Origin of the sequence: Franzmannia pantelleriensis (assembly GCF_900102875.1) — a bacterium.
Classification (GTDB): Bacteria; Pseudomonadota; Gammaproteobacteria; order Pseudomonadales; family Halomonadaceae; genus Franzmannia; species Franzmannia pantelleriensis.
Map to the genome: position 1 here is coordinate 56,763 of NZ_FNGH01000002.1, position 20,440 is coordinate 77,202.

A 20,440-nucleotide genomic window follows, 5' to 3' on the forward strand; every position below is an offset into this window, starting at 1 on the left:
CGTTGAACGGCGATCAGCGGCGCTGAGTAGAATGGGGTGAGCCCTTGAGGAGACAGATGGTGAGCAGCAAACGCTCGAATGCACAGCGGCTACGCGATTCGCTGGAAGACGACATCATTAATGGCCGCCTGGCTCCCGGAGAACGGGTCGACCCTGAGGTTCTCGAGCGGCGCTTCGAGGTTTCGCGAACGCCGGTTCGTGAGGCGATCCAGCAACTGGTTGCCAGCGGTCTGCTGACGGTATCACCCAAGAAAGGCACCTTCGTTGCCAAGGTGGGGCTTGAACAGCTGATCGAAATGTTCGAGGTCATGGCCGAGTTGGAGGGCATGTGCGGTCGCCTCGCCGCTCGACGCATCACGGCCCCTGAACTTGCCTCTCTCGCAGCTACTCTGGCGCGCTGTGACGCGGCCGCCGAAGCTGGCGATACCGATGAGTACTATTACGAGAATGAAGCCTTTCACGAGTGCATCTATGCGGCCAGTCACAATGCCTTTCTGGCCGAAGAAGCACGTCGTCTCAAGCAGCGTCTGAAGCCCTACCGGCGGTTGCAGCTGCAGGTCCGACAGCGCATGAGCAACTCGCTGGGTGAGCATCGTGAGATCGTTGCAGCGATTCAGCAGGGCGATGCCCAACTCGCTGAGCGGAGCCTCCGCGAGCATGTCCTGATTCAGGGGGAACGCTTTAGCGACTTCGTCGCCAGCGTCAGGGTGTTTGGTGTCTGACCTTGAGGACACACAGTGTCACTCGCAGGGGCCATACGGCCCCTGCGAGTGACTGGCGGTCGTCACACTTCCTGGTAGAGTTCTCCCCCCTCCTTTCTGAATTTCTCCGCCTGCTCCTCCATGCCCTTCATCACCGCTTCCTGGTCGCCATCGAGGCCGTTGTCACGGGCGTAGTCGCGCACCTCCTGGCTGATCTTCATCGAGCAGAACTTGGGCCCGCACATGGAGCAGAAGTGGGCGACCTTGGCCGAGTCCTTGGGCAGGGTCTCGTCGTGGTACTCGCGGGCGGTGTCGGGGTCCAGGCCGAGGTTGAACTGGTCCTCCCAGCGGAACTCGAAGCGCGCCTTGGAGAGGGCGTTGTCGCGGCGCTGGGCAGCCGGGTGGCCCTTGGCGAGGTCGGCGGCATGCGCGGCGATCTTGTAGGTGATGATGCCGGTCTTGACGTCGTCCTTGTTGGGCAGGCCCAGATGCTCCTTGGGCGTCACGTAGCAGAGCATGGCGCAGCCGTACCAGCCGATCATTGCCGCGCCGATGCCGGAGGTGATGTGGTCGTAGCCTGGGGCGATATCGGTGGTCAGCGGGCCGAGGGTATAAAAGGGCGCTTCGTGGCACGCCTCGAGCTGCTTGTCCATGTTCTCCTTGATCAGGTGCATGGGCACATGGCCCGGCCCCTCGATCATCACCTGGACGTCGTGCTTCCAGGCGATCTTGGTCAGCTCACCGAGGGTCTCGAGCTCGGCGAACTGGGCCTCGTCGTTGGCGTCGGCCACCGAGCCGGGGCGCAGGCCATCGCCAAGTGAGAAGGCGACGTCGTACTGCTTGCAGATCTCGCAGATCTCCTCGAAGTGGGTGTAGAGGAAGCTCTCCTGATGGTGATAGAGGCACCACTTGGCCATGATCGAGCCGCCCCGGGAAACGATGCCGGTGACGCGCTTGGCGGTAAGCGGCACATAGCGCAGCAAGACGCCTGCGTGGATGGTGAAGTAGTCCACCCCCTGCTCGGCCTGCTCGATCAGGGTGTCGCGGAACACCTCCCAGGTGAGGTCCTCGGCCACGCCCTTGACCTTCTCCAACGCCTGGTAGATCGGCACGGTGCCGATCGGCACCGGGGCGTTGCGGATGATCCACTCACGGGTCTCGTGGATGTTCTGGCCGGTGGAGAGGTCCATGATGGTGTCCGAGCCCCAGCGGATCCCCCAGGTCATCTTATCGACCTCATCCTCGATGGCGGAGGTCACCGCGGAGTTGCCCAGGTTGCCGTTGATCTTCACCAGGAAGTTGCGGCCGATGATCATCGGTTCGGATTCCGGGTGATTGACATTGCAGGGAATGATCGCACGGCCTTTGGCCACTTCCTGGCGCACAAACTCCGGGGTGATCTCTTCCGGTAGGCGGGCACCGAAGCCCTCGCCAGGATGCTGGTGGCCGAGGATGCGTTCGACCTCTTGTGTACCCAGCGCCTGGCGGCGCTGGTTCTCGCGGATGGCGATAAACTCCATCTCCGGGGTGATGATGCCCTGGCGAGCGTAGTGCAGCTGGGTGACGTTCTTGCCTTCCTTAGCGCGTCTTGGAGAGCGGGTCAGGTCGAAGCGCAGCGGGGCGAGCATGGGGTCGCTGGCGCGGCGTTTGCCATACTCGGAGGTGGGGCCGTCGAGGAACTCGGTGTCGTTGCGCTCGTCGATCCAGGCACGACGCAGCTCGGGTAGGCCGCGGCGCAGGTCGACGCTGACCTCGGGGTCGGTATAGGGACCGGAAGTGTCGTAGACCAGTAGCGGCGGGTTCTCCTCATCGGCGCCGGAGGTCTGGGTCGGCGCGAGGCTGATTTCGCGGAAGGGCACGCGGATATCCGGGCGTGAGCCTTCCACATAGACCTTGCGCGAGCCGGGCAGTGGTTGGATGGCAGCCGCGTCGACCTTGGCGGTCTCGGCGAGAAAATGGGTGGTCTTGCTCATCGGTATGCTCCCTTGGGATGTATGGCGTTGTCAGGGAGGACCGCTGGGAAGGACAGGGGCCGCCGGGCGTGGCGGCGTGTCGCTTGATCCCTACGCTGGTCCTAGCCAGGTCAGGTTCAACGGGATCCATGCTTGGGCGCCCCAAGGCGCTGCACGATCTCAGCCGTTTTCAACGGCACCCCGTCAAGCGTGGTGGTCGGCGATACCGGAGTATCGCGGTGAAGCGTGTCGTCCTGACCAGGGACGACGCGTGGTTACTGCTCGAAGGCTTGTCCCCGGCAGAGCTCGGCGATAGCGTGGCCACTGCCTTAGTCGGCGCCATCTAGGCCCATCTGCCAGAAGTCGATCTCGAGGCGCGTGGCGTCGCGGAAGATGCGGGTCAGCTCCTCGAAGCGCGCCGGGGTGACGTCGGCCAGGCGCGCATCGAGCCACGCCAGTTCGGCGCGCATGGCGGTCTGGAATTCCTCGCCTTCGTACATGGCGATCCAGGCGTCATAGGGGTTGGCGTCGCCACGCAGGGTATCCGGCTGAGCATTCAGCCAGTTGGCAATCTCGCCGTAGCCGATCAGGCAGGGGGCGAGCGCCACGTGCAGGTCGAGCAGGTCACCGCGGCTGCCGGTGTCGAGCACATAGCGGGTGTAGGCGAGGGTGGCGCGGGCTTCGGGCAGCTGGGCCAGCTGCTGTTCGCTGATGCCCCACTCCCGGCAGTAGCTGACGTGCAGCGCGAGCTCGACGTCGACGATCGCTTTCAACCCCTCATGGGCCTGGCGGAGGTCGGCCAGCGTCGGGCTCTTGTAGGCAGCCAGCGCATAGGCGCGGGCGAAGTGGATCAGGAACAGGTAGTCCTGCTTGAGGTAGTGGCGGAAGGCCTCATCGGCGAGGGTGCCCTGACCGAGCTGACGCACGAAGCCGTGCTCGATATAGGCGCGCCAGTCGGCCTGGCAGGCGTCGGTCAGATCACTAAAGCGGTAGCCCATCTTGCCTCCGGAAGCGGTATGGCGATCCGGTGCACGGGCGAAGGGGGAGGGGCCTGACGAGTGGACGTGATGCTGATGCGTCTGGCCGCCGCTTGATTCCTACGCCGGTACGAGCCGGATCAGGTTCAACGGGACCAGTGCTTGGGTGTTGCAATCGACACCCCTGCGCCATCTCAGCCGGAATTCACCGACACCCCGTCAAGCGATGTTCTAGCTTAGCAGTTTGAAGCAGACTTGCCAGCCAGCCAGCGCACATCGAGGGCGAAGGAGGCACTCAGCAACAGCAGTGCCGCGGCCGTCAGCAGGGTGGCCTGTGCCGAGGACACGCCCGGCAGCAGTGCCACCATCAGCGTGACCACCTGGATAACGCACACCGCCTTGCGACGCAGGCTCTCGGGTAGCGGTGCCTGCAGCCAGGGCCAGGCATGGCCGCCGAGCACGAAGACATAGCGCATCGCGCCGATCAGCAGCACCCAGGCGCCTACTTTGTCGAGTATCACCAGTGTGAGGCACAGCAGCAGAATGAAACCTGCGTCCAGCTCAAGGTCGAAGCGTGCACCAAAAGCGCTGGTTGATCCGGTATGCCTGGCCACCCAGCCGTCGATGCCGTCGAGCAGCAGTGCCGTGCCGGCGACGCCAACCAGCAGCATGGCATGCTGTTGCCACAGAGACGGCCACCACAGGCTGCCGGCGATCAGCGCGATCAACGCGCCGCGGAGCAGCGTTACGCGGTTGGCCCAGCCGAAGCCGCGCAGTTCACCCGTCCAGGCGGCGGCAACGACCACGGCGATGACCAGATAGCTCAGGCCGCTGGTCAGCGCCAACCAGGCCGATGCCGCCAGCATGTGCTGTGTCAGCTGGGCCAGCACCAGCACCATGGCCAGCCCGGCTACCAGGTCGGCGATCGGGCGCTGAACGGCGATGGAATTCGGCATTATGCGACTCATGCTGGTCTCTCATGGGCTATAGCTGAAGGAGAGGCGTTGATCGGGCCTGTCATTACCAGCTTAGCCCAGCGCATCGACGATGGCGAAAAATGATGCAGAATGCTTTATTGGTACATATGTTGTATAAATATTGAAACCTAAGTGTCGAGAAAGCGTCTTGAGTAGAGCGACTCACGAACGGAACCGCGATATGTCTTATACGACAAGCATGGCCTTCTGGACGCTGGCCCCCGGGCACGGTGTGCTGCGCAGTCAGACGCTTGAGGCGCCAGGACCAGAGGAAGTGCTGGTCGAAGCCCTTTATAGCGGCGTCAGCCGGGGCACCGAATCGCTGGTGTTTACTGGCCGGGTGCCGCCCAGCGAATATCAGCGCATGCGTGCGCCGTTCCAAGAGGGCGACTTCCCGGGGCCGTTGAAATATGGCTATGCCAGCGTTGGGCGGGTGGTCGAAGGCCCGGAGGCGCTGCGCGAGCGCACGGTGTTTTGCCTCTATCCCCACCAGCAGCGCTACGTCGTACCCGCCAGCGCCGTGCATCCACTGCCCGATGATGTGCCGGCAGAGCGCGCGGTGCTGGCGGCCAACCTCGAAACGGCCATCAACGGCGTATGGGACGCCGCCCCCGGGCTCGGTGACCGGATCTGCGTGATCGGCGCCGGGGTGGTGGGGACGCTGGTCGCTTGGCTGTGTGCGGGCATCCCTGGCACCCAGGTCTGCCTGGTGGATATCGAACCCCAGCGTGCCAGCCTGGCACGTGCACTTGGGCTGACGTTCACGCTGCCCGATGAGGCGCCCCGCGGCAATGATCTGGTGATTCATGCCAGTGGCCATCCCTCGGGCCTGGAGACGGCCATACGCGTAGCCGCACGCGAGGCCACCCTGCTTGAGATGAGCTGGTACGGCGAGCAGCCGGTGGCGGTGTCGCTGGGCGGGGCCTTTCACGCCCAGCGCCTGACGCTGCGCTCCAGCCAGGTAGGTGGCATTGCACCGCAGCGCCAGCCACGCTGGGACTTTCGTCGGCGCCTGGAGCTCGCACTGCGGCTGCTGGCGGAACCGCGTCTGGATGCCCTGATCAGCGGCGAGACGCCCTTTGCCTCACTGCCCGATGAGATGCCGCGCCTGGTGCAGGGCGCCGGCAAGGTGCTGTGTCACCGCATTCGCTATACACCGACTTGATCCGAACTCTGCGCAAGGAGTCAACGCATGTATCGCCTGACTGTCCGTGACCACTTCATGATCGCCCATAGCTTCAATGGCGATATCTTCGGCCCGGCCCAGCGCACCCACGGGGCCACCTATGTGGTCGATGTCACCTTCCAGCGCCGCGAGCTGGATGATGACGATCTGATCGTCGATATCGGGCTGGCCAGCGAGACGCTGTCGACGCTGTTGGCCGAATTCAACTTCCAGAATCTCGATGACTTGGAGGAGTTCCAGGGCCGCAATACCACGACCGAGTTCATGGCACGGGTCATCTTCGAGCGCCTTGCAGCGGCTATTGCCGCAGGACGCCTCGGCGATAGTGGGCGTGGCCTGGAGGCTCTTACTGTGACCCTCCACGAGTCGCATATTGCCTGGGCCAGCTACGAGGGAGAGCTGCAATGACGGCAACGCCCGATCTTTGTCTGATCGTCGCCGGTGATCCCGGCCAGCTGACCGGCGGCTACGTCTATGATGCGCACATCGTGGAGGCCCTGGAAAAGCGCGGCTGGTGGGTTCAGGTGGTGGGCCTGGCGGGGCGTTTTCCCGACCCCGACGAGCGTGCCAAGGATGCTCTGGAGACGGCGCTTGCTGCCCAGCCCGACGATGCGCGCGTGGTCATCGACGGTCTGGCGATGGGAGGGCTGCCCGAGGTGCTCGAGGCGCATGCCTCACGCCTCGACCTCACCGCGCTGGTGCATCACCCGCTGGCCGACGAGACCGGCCTGGATGAGGCGACCCGCGTACGGCTATTCGACAGTGAGGCGCGCGCCCTGGCCTTGGTGGCGCGGGTTATCAGCACCAGTGCCTTCACCGCTCGGCGGCTGCGCGACTTCGGCGTTGCCGTGTCGCAGGTGGTGGAGCCCGGCGTCGAGCCGGCAGCGCTGGCGCCCAGCGCCCTCGATCTGGAGGACAGCGAGCGCCCCCAGCGGCTGCTGTGCGTGGCCAGTGTAACCCCGCGCAAGGGCCACGACCTGCTGGTCGAGGCGTTGGCGGGCCTCGATGCAGCCCGTTGGACCTGCGACTGCATCGGGGGACTCGACCGCGACCCGGAGCACGCCGAACGCGTCGCGGCCAGCGTTGTCGGGCATGGCTTGACGGAGCAGTTCCGGCTGCTCGGCGAACGTGATCCCCAGGCCCTGGACACGGCCTACCGCGAGGCGGATCTGTTCGTGTTGCCCTCGCATTACGAAGGCTACGGCATGGTGGTCACCGAGGCGCTGGCCCGCGGGCTGCCGGTGATTACCACCACCGGCGGGGCGCTGCGCTTCACGCTGCCCCAAGGCGCCGGCCTGGCGGTCGCCCCCGGTGATGTGGGCGCGCTGCGGGGCGTTCTGCGGCGCTGGCTGGAAGACGCCGGTTTGCGCCGCGAGCTGCGGCGTGGGGCCATCGCGGCGCGTGAACAGCAGCGCGATTGGCAGGCGGCCGGCGATGCCTTCGCCGCTGCCCTTGGGGTACCGCATACATGAAAGCCGTGGATCGCAGCGCGGCGGGCAGCCGTTTCGACAGCGACTGGCTGGCGTTACGTGAGGCGGCCGATCACGCTGCTCGCTGTGCCCGACTAACCGCCCAGGCGGGCACCTGGCTAAGCCGTGTCCGCGCATCTGACAGCGCACCGCTGACGCTGGTCGATCTGGGCTGCGGGCGCGCCAGTAACCCGGCCTATCTGGCGTCGCGGTTGCCTGGCCCGCAGCGCTGGCGGCTGGTGGATCATGATCCGGCGTTGTTGGAGGGGGCTCGCCAGCGGCTGGCACGCCATGTCGACGCGACGGGCAAGCAGCCCGATATCGAAAATCGCCAGGTTGACCTGGCCGACGTCAAGGCGCTGTCTGGACTGCTCGATGGCGCCGACATGGTATGCGCCTCGGCGCTGTTCGACCTGTGCTCGGCGGACTGGATCGAAGCGCTTGCCGAGGCCTGTGCGGCACGCCAGTTGGCCGGGCTGTTTACGCTCAGCGTCGACGGTCACTGGCAGTTCATCGATGCCGACGGTGCGCGGCAGAACGCCGAGGATGACTGGCTGCGCTGTCAGTTCGTCGACCATCAGCGCCGCGACAAGGGGCTGGGTGCGGCCTTGGGCGGGGCGGCTCCGGCGGCACTGGCAAGCGTCTTCGAGGCGCGCGGCTATCGTGTCGAGCGTGCATCGAGCCCATGGCGCCTGGCGCCGGGCAGCGAGGCGGCGCTGTCCCTCGGTCAGTCGCTGGTGGCCGGCTGGGCCACGGCGGCCACCGAGCAGTGCCCGGCTCAGGCGGCGCGCATCGAGGCCTGGCAGCTGGCGCGCCAGCGTGACCTGGCCAATGCACGCTGTGGGGTATGGGTTGGCCACATTGATCTTCTGCTGACCCCGCCCGGGAGTGATGGCTGATGGTTGGCGTGCCGTGGCGGCGCACCCTGCTGCGCCTGGTGATCAGCCTGGCGCTGCTGGGCGGCGTGGCGGTGTGGCTGGAGGCCGGGGAAGTGGTGGCCCAGGTGCAGCGGCTGGCCCCCGGCTGGGTGCTGCTGGCGCTGCTGTTGAGTCTGCCGCAGGTCGTGATCTCTGCCTGGCGCTGGCGCTTCACTGCGGCGCGGCTCGGGGTGGCGCTCGGCTGGCGCCGTGCCATCAATGACTATTACCTGGCTAGCTTCCTCAATCAGGTGTTGCCCGGCGCGGTGCTCGGTGATGCCACCCGCGCCTGGCGCCATGCGCGCGCCAGTGGCCAACGCGCTGCCGCCTGGCGCGGCGTGCTGATCGAGCGCGCGTCCGGTCAGCTGGTGCTGGCGCTGGTGACGCTGGCGATCCTGGCGCTGTCGCCGCGCTGGCATGCGGCGCTGGGCAATTTGCTGGCGCGGCCCGCGGTGGGGTTGGCGATAGCGGTGCCGGCGCTGCTTGGCCTGCTGCTGTGGTGGAAGCGCAGCCACACCCGGGCCAAGACACCCGGCTGGGCCGACGGCCTGGGTGGCGATTTGCGCCGTGCGCTGTTTAGCCGCCGCGCCTGGCCGGCACAGCTGGGCGGCTCGCTGCTGGTGCTGGCCAGCTATGCGGCGATCTTCGTCTGCGCGGCGCGTGCGATCGGTGTCGAGCTGTCGGCCACGACGCTGCTGATACTGTTGCCCCCGGTGCTGCTGGCGATGCTGATCCCGCTGTCGGTGGCCGGCTGGGGCTTTCGCGAAGGTGCTGCGGCGCTGGTCTGGCTTAGTGTCGGCTTACCGCCGGCTCAGGGGGTGGCAGTGTCGGTGAGCTATGGGCTGCTGGTGCTGCTGGCCAGTCTGCCCGGTGCGCTGTGCTGGTGGCAGCGCCAGCATTCGTCGCCGCCGGCCTCAGCCGCGGGAGGCACTCAGGACGATGTCGAAGAGGGTGTCGTCACCGCAGTCGAAGCGTCGCGTCACGGGGCGCAGCGCCTGATCCAGGGTGTCGATGATCGGCAGCGTCAGACCGGGACGGCCGGAGCCGATCAGCAGTGGCGCCACCAGCAGGTGCAGCCGATCGACGCAGCCGGCGGCAATGAACTGCGACACGGTCTGGCCGCCGCCTTCGACCAGCACGCGCCGGCAGCCGGCCTGGCGCAAGGCATCAATCACCGCCTGCGGGGACACGCGACCTTCGGCGTCCCGTGCCAGCCAGCGCTGGCTGACATGGTCGCCGACCCCGGCGGGCGCGACGACACCCTCGCCCAGCAGGTGCAGGGTGGCCTGCGTCGGGTCCTGAAACACCCGTCGTGCGGCTGGCACCCGGCCGCGCGGATCGAGCACCACCCGCAGCGGTTGGCGCCCCTCGATGTGGCGCACGTTGAGCTGGGGATCGTCCTCGTCGGCGGTACCGGCGCCGACCAGCACCGCGTCCATCAGGGCCCGCAGCCGGTGCAGGTGAACCCGGCTCTCGACCCCGTTGACGTAGTGGGAATGGCCGCTGTGGGTGGCGATGCGCCCGTCGAGGCTCTGACCGAGCTGCGCGACGACCCGCGGGTCGCTATCACAGACCAGCGGCAGCAGGCTGTCGAGCAGCGCACCGGCGGCATCCGTCAGCGTGGGCTCGGCGTGCCAGCGCCCGCCGCGCTCGAGGCTCAGCGCGGCACTGTCGAAGGTGACGCGCAGCGAGGCTTGCGTTTTCCAGGCATGGTCGCGCGCTGTTTCAAGGGCATGCCAGGCCAGGGCCAGATCGGTGTCGTCGCAGCGCGGCGCAGGGGACTCGCTCATGCAGGGTCTCGCTCGGTCAGAAACGTCCCTTATCATGCGCAGCCCCGGATGCCGGCACAAGGCCAACGCATCCGTGGGGCTGTCGCACCCGTATCCCGATTCATCACCTTTCGTGCCATACGCGGTTGAACGCGACAAGGAGGCTCCATGCCACGCACAGGACATCACGTCGAGCGCGCCATCTTCGATCTTCGCCGCGGCGTGCCGGTGGTACTGCAGGATGCCGACACGGCGATCCTGATTCAGCCGCTGGAGGGATTGCAGGCGAGCCGCCTGGGCGAACTGCAGGCAGATGCCTCGCTGGTGGTCAGTCGCCACCGCCTGGCGGTGCTGGGCGGCGACCCTGAGCGGGGACGTGCAGCGCCCGGTGTCGAGGCGATGCGTTTGCCACTGGGCAGTTGTGGGCCCCTTGACCTGGCACGCCTCGAGCGGCTGGCCTTCGGCGCTCAGCCGGAGCCGAGGGCGGCAGCGCTAGCCCAGCCGGCCAGCGTGGGGGAGTGTGGTGCGCTGGCGCTGATGCGCCGCGCGCTACTGATCCCAGCCGCGCTCACCGTCACCCTGACCGGTGAAGCGCGTGAGTTGGCGCAGGCGCGTATCGCCGCCGGCGAATGGCTAAGCGTTGATGCCGAGGCGGCGATCGGCTGTTTCGACAGCGCCGCGGGGATGCTGACCCGGGTCAGCGATGCGCGGATCCCGCTGGCCGACGCGCCAGAGAGTCGCTTTATCCTGTTCCGCGAGCCGGATGGCTTGCGCGAGCATGTGGCGGTGGTGATCGGCGAGCAGCACGACTGGCAGCCGGCGGTGCCGCTGCGCCTGCACTCGGCGTGCCTGACCGGCGACCTGTTCGGCAGCCTGCGCTGCGACTGCGGTGAGCAGCTGCGCAATGCGGTATCGGATATCGAGTCGATGGGCGGCGGGGTCTTGCTGTACCTGGCTCAGGAGGGGCGGGGCATCGGCCTGGCCAATAAGCTGCGAGCCTATACCCTGCAGGATGGAGGATTGGATACCGTGGACGCCGACCAGGTGCTGGGGTTCGGCGACGATGAGCGCCACTACCGGGCGGCGGTGGACATGCTGGGGGCGCTGCAGATCCAGCGTGTCCAGCTGCTGACCAATAACCCGCAGAAGATCGCCTCGTTGGAGGCCGGCGGCATCGAGGTGGTGGAGCGTCAGGCGCTGTATGGTCGCCTCAACGATCACAATCGCCGCTACCTCAGCGCCAAGGCGGAGCGCGCCGGCCACTTGCTGGACGATGTGCTGCACGCCGATAGCTCGCGTTCCTCGGCCTGCAAGTAGCCCGGATTCAGGGCGCGGAGCCGGGCAGCGTCAGTTGCTGAGTTTCGATGACGATCTCGGCCAAGCGCTCGGCGTAGTGCGCCACCAGCCGCTCGCCGAGTGCGGCATCGGCCAGGGTGGCGTTGCCGGCGACGCCGTCGGCATGCAGGTCTTCGGCCAGCCAGGCAAACGACGCCTCGCCCTCGGGGCCGACGGCCTTGCCGGCGGCAGCCAGGGATTCCGCGCTGGTCTGCGGGTGCCCGGCCCGCGACATCTCGACCTTGTGCGGCGCCAGGTGCAGCATAATGGCGGTTTCCAAGGCGCCGCCGTGGAGGCCGTGGCGGAGCTCCTCGGTGGGTAGCCAGTCGTTGGGTGGTGGCGCCAGCCGGGTGTAGGTGGCCTTGACCACCAGCATGGCGTGGCGGCGACGCAGCGTTAAGGCGGCCAGGTCCATCACCGCCTTGTTGCCACCGTGGCTATTGAGCAGCAGCAGACGACGAAGGCCGGCGTGGGCGATACTGTCGCCGTAGGCTTCGAGGGTGGCGATGGCCAGGGGCGCGGGCAGGCTGAGGGTGCCGGGGTAGCTGGCGTGCTCGTCGCTGGCGCCCACCGCCAAGGGGGGCAGGCACAGGGCGCAGACGCTGGCTTGACGCGCCAGCAGTGCGTCCAGCGTGGCCTGTTGCAGCCCCAGGCCAATGTCGAGGTCGGTGGAGAGCGGCAGATGTCGGCCGTGCTGCTCGATGGCGCCGAGCACCAGGATCACTACCGGGTCCTCGTCGGCGAGCTCGCCGAGGCGATCCTGGGTGAGGTCGGCCCAGTGGTAAGTGCGAGTCATGGCGTCCCTCCGAATGGCGGCGTGGGTTGGCGTCGGGCATAGAGGTCGCCCGAGGCGAGGCCGCCGGCGCCGCCCTCGAGCCAGTCGCGCGCCTGAGAGGCGCTGCGCCATTCGTCCCAAAGAAAGTCGCGGCGTTCGCCCTGAATGGCGTTGAAGCGGTAATCGCCCAGCGCCTCGAGACGCTGGACGCAGGCATGGGCAACGTCCAGCGCGCCAGCGACGAACTCTACCGACAGCGCCTCTACCGGCTGGCTCAGCCCGGCCAGCACCTCGGCCTCGAAGCCCTCTACGTCGATCTTGATGAAGCGCGGGACACCGAAGCGTGCGATCAGGGCATCGAGGGTGGTGACCGTCACCCTGACCCGGCGTTCCCAGCGTACCTGGCGAAAGCCGGGATTGTCGCGGCCGATGCGTTCGCGCCATTGGCGAGCGAGGGTGGAGACGCTGGGATTGGCGACGCTGATGGCAATCTCTGCCTCGCCCTCCTCGGGGCCGGCAGCCAGCGGCATCAATACCAGACCGCGGCGCTCGCCCATCAGCCTTACCAGCCAGCGAAACAGGCGTGGCTGCGGCTCCAGTGCCACCACTTCGGAGCCCAGCGCCTGAAAGGCCGCGGTGCGGTCACCAAGATGTGCCCCGATATCGAAAGCCAGGTCGCCGGGGCCAAGAAACTCGCCGTAGAGTTGTTGCAGGCCGCGCTGGCGACCCGGACGCCAATAGACCACTAGCGAGCGGGCCATACCCAGCGCGAACTTGCCGCGTTCCAGCAGCGACGGCGGGGAGTGGGTGGCGTGGGACATCAGTGCGGGTCCTTGAGGGGTGGTTGGTGGCGTGCCGGCGAACGCTGGCGCCAGCCCAGTAGCTGGACGGGCATCTCGCCGGGCTGCTCCGGCGGAACGCTGGTCGCGGCGGTGCCGAGCGGCGCCAGTGTCGCCTCGGTAAGGGCGTTGTCGAGCCGTGTCAGCAGCGTGGTGGGGTGCTCCTCGCTGGGCACTGCCAGGAGCCCGGCGTGTGTCAGCCAGGCGCCGAGGCGGCGGCTGCCGGACAGGCGCACCAGCAGCGGGGCTGCGATCAGCCCGGCCCATACCGGCGTCAGCCACCAGAAGAAATTCGGCGTGAACTGGTACATGGCCAGCGCCCAGCCGCCGCCGAGCAGCGTGGCAGCACGGGTGTGGGCAAACGCCTGGCGCCAGGGCACCGGTCGGCCCTCGCGTACCTGCGGATCCCAGCCGACACTACGGCCGGCCAGGATGCCGAGCACGAAAGCGCTGTGGTAGGCCATCATCAGCGGTGCGATCAGGATCGCGTGGAGCATTTCCAGCAGCGCGCTGACGCTCAGACGCCAGCGCCCGCCGAAGGCTGCCGGGGTTTGCCACAGCGCCAGCAGCAAGCCGAACAGCTTGGGCAGCAGCAGCATGGCCGCAGTCAGCGCCAGCAGTGGCATGACCATGGCACTGGTATCCAGCGGCCAGTCGGGGAACAGCTGGTAGGCGTCGCCGAAGAAGCGTTCGCGGCGGAAGGCGCTGAGCATGGCGTCGGCGCTGCTCAGCGCCAGCATCATCACCCACAGCAGCGAGGAGAGGTAGGCCAGGGCGCCCATGGCGAAGTGCAGGCGGCTGATCGGGTGCAGGCCGCTGGTCGCCAGCAGCCGCAGGTGCTGGAGATTGCCTTGGGTCCAGCGGCGGTCGCGCTTGGCGTAGTCGAGCAGGTTGCCGGGCAGCTCCTCGAAACTCTCGGTGAGGCACACCTCGAGGCGGACTCGCCAGCCGGCGCGTCGCATCAGGGCGGCTTCGACGAAGTCGTGGCTCATGATATCCCCGCCCAGCGGTGGCCGGCCGGGGAGTTCTGGCAGCCCGCAGTGGGCCATGAAGGCGCGGGTGCGCAAGATCGCGTTATGGCCCCAATAGTTGGCGCAGTCGCCCTGCCAGAAGGCCTGGCCGGTAGCCAGCATGGGGCTGTAGAGCGCCGCTGCGAACTGCGTGAAACGCCCGAACAGGGTGTTCTGACGGATCGGGATCGGCACCGTCTGCAGCAGGCCGAGCGCGGGGTCACGCTGCATGGCAGTGATCATCTGCAGCAGACTCTTGCCGCCCATCACGCTGTCGGCGTCGAGCACTACCAGATAGTCGTAGCGGCGTCCCCAGCGGCGGCAGAACTCGGCCAGGTTGCCGGCCTTGCGTGCGGTATTGTCGCTGCGCCGCCGGTAGTGCACCTCGAGCTGCCCCGCCAGGCGCTGCTGAAGCGCGCTGACATGGCGGCGCTCGGCGTCGGCAATGGCCTCGTCACGGCTATCGCTGAGCACGAAGGCCTCGACGCGGCCGTGCAGGTCATGGGGGGCATTCGCCAGCAGGTCGCGGCAGGTGGCCTCCAGCCCTGCCAGGGTGCGTGCCGGGTCTTCATGATAGATCGGCATGACCAGGGCGGTACGCGAGGTCAGCGGTGCTATCGCGGATGGCGCCTGGCGCGCCAGAGACAAGGGGTCGCGTCGAGCCAGGCTGAGCACGAAGCCGATCAGGGCGGTCCAGAAGGCCAGGGCGATCCAGCCGAAGGTAATGGCGAATAGCCCCAGCACCGCCACCTGCAGCACGCTCAGGCCGCCGTCGTGGAGAATCCGGAACATGGTCGCCACGCCCAGTGCGGTGCTGGCCAGCACCAGCGCCACCAGCGCCAGCCGGCGCAGCCACAGCATGGGCTGGCGCGGCGCCGGGTCAGCGTAGCTCATCGGGGTACCAGACATAGCTCCAGGTCTCACTGATGCGATGGCCGCGCAGGGTCAGATAGAGACGCATGTCGGCGGCGCTGCGACCTTCGGGCTGTACGCGGAAGCTGGCGCGCCAGGTATCGCCACCGGGGAGCGGCTGTACCTGCAGCTGGTGGGTCTCACCGCGGCTGGTGGAGAGCTCGGCTTCCACCGGTTGGCTAGCGTCGAGGCCCGACAGCTCACCGCCCTGGAAGTCGACCACGAACTGGCGGCGGCTGCGCGGCGGTGGGTCACTTTGGCCGGGAATCGCGCCCCAGCCGGTGCGGGTGCGTATCACGCTGGCAACCTGCTGGGCATCCGGTTGCGAGCCAAAGGTATGGGTACGGTAGTGAAAGCGTCGCGATTCACCGGCATTGAGAGGCTCATCCGGGACCCAGTAGGCAACGATATTGTCGTTGGTCTCGGTGTCGGTAGGGATCTCTACCAGCTCGACGCCACCGCTGCCCCAGTCGCCGCCGAGCGCTTCTACCCACTGGCTGGGACGACGCTCATAGCGTGCCTCCATGTCGAGGTAGGCGTCGAAATCACGCTCGCGCTGGACCAGCCCGAAGCCGCCCGGGGAGTCGTCCTGTAGTGCCGAGAGGCGCAGCCGGCGAGGGTTGGAGAGCGGCCGCCAGATCCACTCCCCGGCGGCGGTGCGCATGGCGAGACCGTCGGAGTCGTGCACCCGCGGGCGGAAGTCGTCGGCGCCATAGGGGCTGGTATCGCCATGGGCAAACATGCTGGTCAGCGGTGCCACGCCGAGCTTGGCGACGTCGCGGCGGGCGAACAGCCGGGCATCGACCTCGATCTCCACGTTGCGTCCGGGGCGGATATCGAAGCGGTAGGCGCCGGTCAACGATGGGCTGTCGAGCAGCGCCAGTACGCTCATCTGATCGGCGTCTTGCGCAGGCTTGAGCAGCCAGAACTCGCGGAAAGCCGGGAACTCCTCGCCCTGGGGGGCGGCGGTATCGATGGCCAGGCCGCGTGACGACAGACCATAGCCCTGGTCGCGTCCCACCAGGCGAAAGTAGCTGGCGCCGAGAAACACGACGAACTCATCGGCGTAGTCGCCGCGGTTGAGCGGGTAGTGCAGGCGAAACCCAGCATGCCCGGCACCCTCCAGGTCGGCCTCGAGCAGGCGTTCGGCATCGCCGTCGTAGTCGTAGTCGTCGGTGGAGAAATCCAACGCACGGACCTCACCATCCTCGATCAGGTTGAGGGTCACCGGCGTATCGAACAGAAAACCGCTATGGAACAGCTGCACCGAAAACAGGCCGTCGTCACGCCAGATCGCCCGATCGCCGCGAAAGCGGATCTGACGGTAGGTATCATAATTCAGATTGCGGAGTATGGCGGGCATCTCCCCGTGACCGCTATTGTGGGGCTCGTTGGCAAGCGTCTCGGCGCGCTCGATCACCGCCTCGAAGTGGTGCTGGATATTGTGTTCGGCGCTGGCCAGGGGCGCTAGCATCAGCCAGCAGGCGCATCCCAGGGCGGTGCGTATCGTGCGGTTCACCGGCGTCTCCTTGCAGCGAGCAGGTTAAAACGAGACATAACTTGTACAGATATTGATTACAGTACATGATTTATCGAGCTGCCACCCGACAAAAAAGGATTTCGTGCCTATGCGCTGGCTGATTAGTGGCCTGCTTCTCAATATCCTAGTGCTGATTCCTCTGTGGTGGCGGTTTACCGAGTTCACGCCGCGTCTGATCGCCTGGGAGGCGTGGTGGCTGGCGGCGCTGTTCGCGCTGTTGCCGCTGTCCGCCTGGAGCCGGGCGCTGCGCTGGTTGGCAGTGACGCTGGTGATGTTCGGCGTACTGGCAGGGCTTGGCGAGGCTGCCGCTCAGCTGGCGCTGGGACGCTCGCTCAACGTCTATCTCGACCTGCCGTTGTTGCGTGCTGTCTACCACCTGTTACAGGGCAATCTCGGTGACCTTGCCGCTGTGCTGGCCATGACTGCCGGTGCAGGGCTGATCATCGTCGTCATCTGGGGCCTGGCGAGGCTGCTGGCAGGCCTACTTGCCCGGCCACAGCGCAAGGTGGCACGCATGATCACCCTCGCGGCGCTGGCCGTTGTCACGCTGCTGGCCGGCCTGGAGATCGCCGGCACACGAATGGTCCCGGTGGCACGCACGCCGCTAGTGGACACCTGGCGCTACCAGGCCGAGCAGGTGGTGGCGACCCACCAGGCCCGTCAGGCGTTCACCGAGCGACTCGCCGAGTCGCCGAGTCCGGCGCAGCCGCTGCCGGGGCTGGAAGGACGCGACGTGATCCTGGCTTTCGTCGAGTCCTACGGCGTTGCCGCCGTGGAAGATGAGCGCTACTCCCACGTGCTGCTGCCGACCCTCGCCGAGATGGACGAGCGGCTGGCCGCCGCCGGGCTCGAGGTGGTGTCCGGGGTGCTCGATGCGCCGATTCGCGGCGGCCAGTCGTGGCTGGCGCATGCCACTGCGCTCAGCGGACTATGGATCGACAACCAGCTGTGGTATCGGCTGCTGCTCGACAGTGACCAGGCCACCCTGATCGACGACTTTCGTGCCACCGGCCAGCGCACCCAGACGGTGATGCCGGCGATCACCATGCTGTGGCCGGAGGGCGAGGCCTACGGCTTCGACGACATCTATGCCGCCGCCGACATCGACTACGCCGGGCCGGCGCTGCACTGGGTGACCATGCCCGACCAGTTCGTGCTCGACTACTACCAGCGCCGCATTCGCGAGCCTCAACGGATACCGCTATTTACCCAGATCGCGTTGATCTCCAGCCATGCGCCGTGGACGCCGATCCTGCCGGTACTCGACGACTGGGAACTGATCGGTGACGGCAGCCTGTTCGCGCCCTGGGAGCACGCCGGCGACCCGCCCGAAGTGGTGTGGCAGGATATAGAGCGTATCCGTGACCACTACGCCTGGTCGGTCAACTACTCGGTCAAGGCCACCGCACGCTGGGCCGAGTGGGCGGTCGACGATAATACGCTGCTGATCATGCTCGGCGATCACCAGGCCGCGCCGCTGATCACCGGCGAGGGCGCCAGCCTCGGCGTGCCGGTGCATATCATCAGCGGCGACCCTGAGCTGCTGGCGCCATTTCTCGAGCGCGGCTTCGTACCCGGTACCCTGCCGCCGCCGTCGGAGGGCGCGGCGGGCATGGATCGCCTGCGCGGCTGGTTGCACGAAGACTTCGGCGTGCCCGGCGCTAGCCTCGCCCCGCTGGCTGACGAGCAGCGCTTACCAGGTGGCGCACCATGAATGAATCCCTGACCCCGGTGATTCTCGCCGGCGGCAGCGGCAGCCGGCTGTGGCCGCTGTCGCGCCAACACTATCCCAAGCAGTTCCTGGCGCTGGGCGATCAGGGCGGCGTTGACGTGCCGGCCAGCCTGCTCCAGCAGACTTTTGCGCGTCTGGATGGCCTGCCCCTGACGCCGGCGCTGGTGGTGGGCAGCGAGCCGCATCGCTTCCTGCTCGCCGAGCAGCTGCGCCAGGCCGGGGTCGAGGATGCGACCCTGCTGCTCGAGCCGGAGGGCCGCAATACCGCCCCGGCGATCGCCTGTGCCGCACTTCACGCCCGTCGGGACGGCGGTGACCCGCTGCTGCTGGTGCTGCCCGCCGACCACCTGATCCGCGATTGCCAGGCGTTTCAGGCCAGCGTCGGGGCGGCGGCAAGCCTGGCGGCAAGCGGTGAGCTAGTGACCTTCGGCGTAGTGCCTGAGCGCGCCGAGACTGGCTTCGGTTATATACAGCGTGGCGCACGATTGGGACCGGCGGGATATCGGCTGGCGCGCTTCGTCGAGAAACCCGACCGCGCCACCGCCGAGGGCTATCTGGCTAGCGGCGACTACCTGTGGAACAGCGGCATGTTCGTGTTTCGCGCCTCGCGCTACCTCGACGAGCTGGCGGCGCGGCAGCCGGCCATGCTCGCCGCCTGCCGCGCCGCAGTGGAGGGGGCTCGCGAGGACCTCGACTTTCTGCGCCTCAATGCCGCGGCCTTTTGCCAGAGCCCCGCCGACTCCATCGACTACGCGGTGATGGAGCACGCCGATCGCGCGGCGGTGGTCCCGCTGGAGGCCGGCTGGTCGGATATCGGTGGGTTCCAGGCGCTGTGGGAGGCCAGTCCCAAGGATGCCGACGACAATGTCGTGAGCGGCGATGTACAGCTCCACGACTGTCGTGGGCTACTGGTGCACGCCGAGCAGCGGCTGGTCAGCGCGCTGGGAGTCGAGGATCTGGTGATCGTCGAGACTCAGGACGCGGTACTGGTAACGCCGCGTCGGCGCAGCCAGGAGGTCAAGACGCTGGTCGAGGCGCTACTGGCGGCGGGGCGCGACGAGCCGGTTCACCACCCGCGGGTGCATCGGCCCTGGGGCAGCTACCAGGCCATCGAGCGCGGCCAGCGCTATCAGGTCAAGCACATCACCGTGGCGCCGGGAGGGCGGCTGTCGCGGCAGCTGCATCATCACCGCGCCGAACACTGGGTAGTGGTCAGCGGCACCGCCAGGGTGACCCTCGATGACCGCGAATTCATGCTCAGCGAGAACCAGTCGACCTATATCCCTATCGGCGCCACTCACCGCCTGGAGAACCCCGGCAAGATTCCGCTGGAGCTGATCGAGGTGCAGTCGGGAAGCTACCTGGGCGAGGACGATATCGTGCGTTTTGAAGATATATACGGTAGGGATGACGGCTCAATAAAGCCGGAATGAGGGGTGGTCGGGATGCCCCTGCAGCTCCTCGATGACCTTGCGGTAGCGCTTGTACTCCCACTGGTACTGGGCGGGCTCCAGAGCGATAGCGGCCTCCACGCAGGCGTTGACGCCGGCCGCCGAGGCGGTCTCGTCGGTTTCGTAGACCCGCGGGTCGGCTTCCAGGAAATGAATTACGAACCCCCTGCCGGGCACACGCTGCGCCACCCCGGTGACTACACGGGCCTGAGTGCGGGCGACCAGTTTGGGGAGCAGGGTAGCGGTGTAGGCCAGGCGGCCGTAGAAGGGTGCGAATACGCCGCTGCCCCAGTCGGGCTCCTGATCGGGCAGGATGCCCACCGCCTCGCTGCGTTTGAGCGCCTTGAGCAGCGACGCCACACCGCGCGGATTGGTGGGCACCAGGCTGGCGCCCATGCGCTCGCGCCCGTGGCGAATCACTGGGTCCAGGGCGGCGATCTTGGGCGGCTCGTACATGGCGGTAAAAGGGAAGTGGCTCGACAGCCAGAAGTTGAGCACCTCCCAGTTGCCGAAGTGGGGCGCCAGCACGATTACGCCGCGGCCCTCGGTGCGGGCGTCGTCGAGCAGGTCGCGGCCGTGCACGTCGAGGATTGAGCGCTCCACGCGGCCCGGCTCGGCCATCCAGGCAAAGCCCAGCTCGAGCATGGTGGCGGTGGAGTGGGCGAGGCTGTGGCGGGCCAGGTGGCGCCGCTCAGCGTCGCTCTGCTCGGGATAGACCTCGGCCAGGTTGATCTCGGTGACCTCGCGCTCGCGGCGACTGAAACGGTGCACCAGTGGACCGGCGATACGTGCCAGCCGCCACAGAAGGCCCAGACGGCAGCTGGCCAGAACCCGCCAGAGTCCGGCGATCAGCTTGGCCTGTAGCGGCGAAGCGCTGGAACGTGGTTTGCGGCTCATG

17 protein-coding genes, 1 pseudogene and 2 riboswitches are annotated in these 20,440 nt (G+C 67.2%); of the genes and pseudogenes, 9 read left to right on the top strand and 9 right to left on the bottom strand.

The annotated features are described in order from the left end of the window. The first annotated feature begins 56 nt into the window (after nt 1-56). Complete coding sequence (locus tag BLT16_RS02315) at nt 57-722, top strand: GntR family transcriptional regulator (protein WP_089656918.1); 666 nt, start codon at nt 57-59, stop codon at nt 720-722. 62 nt (nt 723-784) lie between these two features. Here the strand turns inward: BLT16_RS02315 and thiC are convergent, their stop codons facing one another. The 3 genes from thiC to BLT16_RS02330 form a co-directional block, all read right to left on the bottom strand. Continuing rightward, the gene (thiC, locus tag BLT16_RS02320) at nt 785-2,674 is read right to left on the bottom strand and encodes a phosphomethylpyrimidine synthase ThiC (protein WP_089656919.1); all 1,890 of its coding nucleotides are present in this window, start codon (nt 2,672-2,674) and stop codon (nt 785-787) included. 70 nt (nt 2,675-2,744) lie between these two features. Further along, nucleotides 2,745-2,867: riboswitch (TPP riboswitch) on the bottom strand. Between the two features lie 115 nt (nt 2,868-2,982). Continuing rightward, a complete protein-coding gene (tenA, locus tag BLT16_RS02325) occupies nt 2,983-3,651 on the bottom strand; it encodes a thiaminase II (RefSeq protein ID WP_089656920.1) in 669 nt (222 codons plus the stop codon). Nucleotides 3,652-3,730: 79 nt separating this feature from the next. After that, nucleotides 3,731-3,859: riboswitch (TPP riboswitch) on the bottom strand. 7 nt (nt 3,860-3,866) lie between these two features. Then, nucleotides 3,867-4,586 (bottom strand): CDP-alcohol phosphatidyltransferase family protein, encoded by a 720-nt coding sequence (locus tag BLT16_RS02330; protein ID WP_218124393.1) that lies wholly within the window; start codon nt 4,584-4,586, stop codon nt 3,867-3,869. Nucleotides 4,587-4,788: 202 nt separating this feature from the next. On the opposite strand from BLT16_RS02330, the gene BLT16_RS02335 reads away from it, so the two are divergent. The 5 genes and pseudogenes from BLT16_RS02335 to BLT16_RS20960 form a co-directional block, all read left to right on the top strand. Beyond that, nucleotides 4,789-5,772 (top strand): zinc-dependent alcohol dehydrogenase, encoded by a 984-nt coding sequence (locus tag BLT16_RS02335; RefSeq protein WP_089656921.1) that lies wholly within the window; start codon nt 4,789-4,791, stop codon nt 5,770-5,772. A gap of 27 nt (nt 5,773-5,799) precedes the next feature. After that, on the top strand, nt 5,800-6,201 hold the full coding sequence (locus BLT16_RS02340) for a 6-pyruvoyl trahydropterin synthase family protein (RefSeq protein WP_089656922.1): 402 nt from the start codon (nt 5,800-5,802) through the stop codon (nt 6,199-6,201). Next, nucleotides 6,198-7,265: a glycosyltransferase family 4 protein gene (locus tag BLT16_RS02345; protein ID WP_089656923.1), complete on the top strand. Its 1,068-nt coding sequence runs from the start codon at nt 6,198-6,200 to the stop codon at nt 7,263-7,265. Before BLT16_RS02340 ends, BLT16_RS02345 begins: the two co-directional genes overlap by 4 nt. Continuing rightward, nucleotides 7,262-8,161 carry a methyltransferase domain-containing protein gene (locus BLT16_RS02350; RefSeq protein WP_089656924.1) on the top strand — a complete coding sequence of 300 codons (900 nt, stop codon included), beginning with the start codon at nt 7,262-7,264 and terminating at the stop codon, nt 8,159-8,161. The genes BLT16_RS02345 and BLT16_RS02350 overlap by 4 nt, the downstream gene beginning before the upstream one ends. Further along, nucleotides 8,161-9,030: pseudogene (locus tag BLT16_RS20960) on the top strand (lysylphosphatidylglycerol synthase transmembrane domain-containing protein); the annotation flags it as partial. The gene BLT16_RS02350 and the pseudogene BLT16_RS20960, both read left to right, overlap by 1 nt. Before the next feature lie 63 nt (nt 9,031-9,093). On the opposite strand, the gene BLT16_RS02360 reads toward BLT16_RS20960, so the two are convergent. Continuing rightward, nucleotides 9,094-10,134: a RibD family protein gene (locus BLT16_RS02360; RefSeq protein WP_340148241.1), complete on the bottom strand. Its 1,041-nt coding sequence runs from the start codon at nt 10,132-10,134 to the stop codon at nt 9,094-9,096. On the opposite strand from BLT16_RS02360, the gene BLT16_RS02365 reads away from it, so the two are divergent. Next, nucleotides 10,117-11,265 carry a GTP cyclohydrolase II gene (locus BLT16_RS02365; protein ID WP_089656925.1) on the top strand — a complete coding sequence of 383 codons (1,149 nt, stop codon included), beginning with the start codon at nt 10,117-10,119 and terminating at the stop codon, nt 11,263-11,265. The genes BLT16_RS02360 and BLT16_RS02365 overlap by 18 nt on opposite strands. Nucleotides 11,266-11,272: 7 nt before the next feature. On the opposite strand, the gene BLT16_RS02370 is transcribed toward BLT16_RS02365, so the two are convergent. The 4 genes from BLT16_RS02370 to BLT16_RS02385 are packed head-to-tail and all read right to left on the bottom strand — an operon-like array spanning nt 11,273 to nt 16,293. Next, nucleotides 11,273-12,079 (bottom strand): creatininase family protein, encoded by an 807-nt coding sequence (locus BLT16_RS02370; protein WP_089656926.1) that lies wholly within the window; start codon nt 12,077-12,079, stop codon nt 11,273-11,275. Continuing rightward, nucleotides 12,076-12,879 (bottom strand): FkbM family methyltransferase, encoded by an 804-nt coding sequence (locus BLT16_RS02375; RefSeq protein WP_089656927.1) that lies wholly within the window; start codon nt 12,877-12,879, stop codon nt 12,076-12,078. The genes BLT16_RS02370 and BLT16_RS02375 overlap by 4 nt, the downstream gene beginning before the upstream one ends. Further along, on the bottom strand, nt 12,879-14,816 hold the full coding sequence (gene mdoH, locus BLT16_RS02380) for a glucans biosynthesis glucosyltransferase MdoH (RefSeq protein WP_089656928.1): 1,938 nt from the start codon (nt 14,814-14,816) through the stop codon (nt 12,879-12,881). The genes BLT16_RS02375 and mdoH overlap by 1 nt, the downstream gene beginning before the upstream one ends. Beyond that, nucleotides 14,788-16,293: an OpgD/OpgG family glucan biosynthesis protein gene (locus tag BLT16_RS02385; RefSeq protein WP_089657272.1), complete on the bottom strand. Its 1,506-nt coding sequence runs from the start codon at nt 16,291-16,293 to the stop codon at nt 14,788-14,790. The genes mdoH and BLT16_RS02385 overlap by 29 nt, the downstream gene beginning before the upstream one ends. A gap of 154 nt (nt 16,294-16,447) precedes the next feature. Here BLT16_RS02385 and BLT16_RS02390 point away from each other — a divergent pair, with 154 nt between their 5' ends. Continuing rightward, nucleotides 16,448-18,073, top strand: coding sequence for an alkaline phosphatase family protein (locus BLT16_RS02390; RefSeq protein WP_089656929.1), 1,626 nt, complete (start codon nt 16,448-16,450; stop codon nt 18,071-18,073). Further along, complete coding sequence (locus BLT16_RS02395; RefSeq protein ID WP_089656930.1) at nt 18,070-19,524, top strand: mannose-1-phosphate guanylyltransferase/mannose-6-phosphate isomerase; 1,455 nt, start codon at nt 18,070-18,072, stop codon at nt 19,522-19,524. The genes BLT16_RS02390 and BLT16_RS02395 overlap by 4 nt, the downstream gene beginning before the upstream one ends. On the opposite strand, the gene BLT16_RS02400 is transcribed toward BLT16_RS02395, so the two are convergent. After that, a complete protein-coding gene (locus BLT16_RS02400) occupies nt 19,507-20,439 on the bottom strand; it encodes a lysophospholipid acyltransferase family protein (protein ID WP_089656931.1) in 933 nt (310 codons plus the stop codon). The genes BLT16_RS02395 and BLT16_RS02400 overlap by 18 nt on opposite strands. Between the last annotated feature and the right edge of the window lies 1 nt (nt 20,440).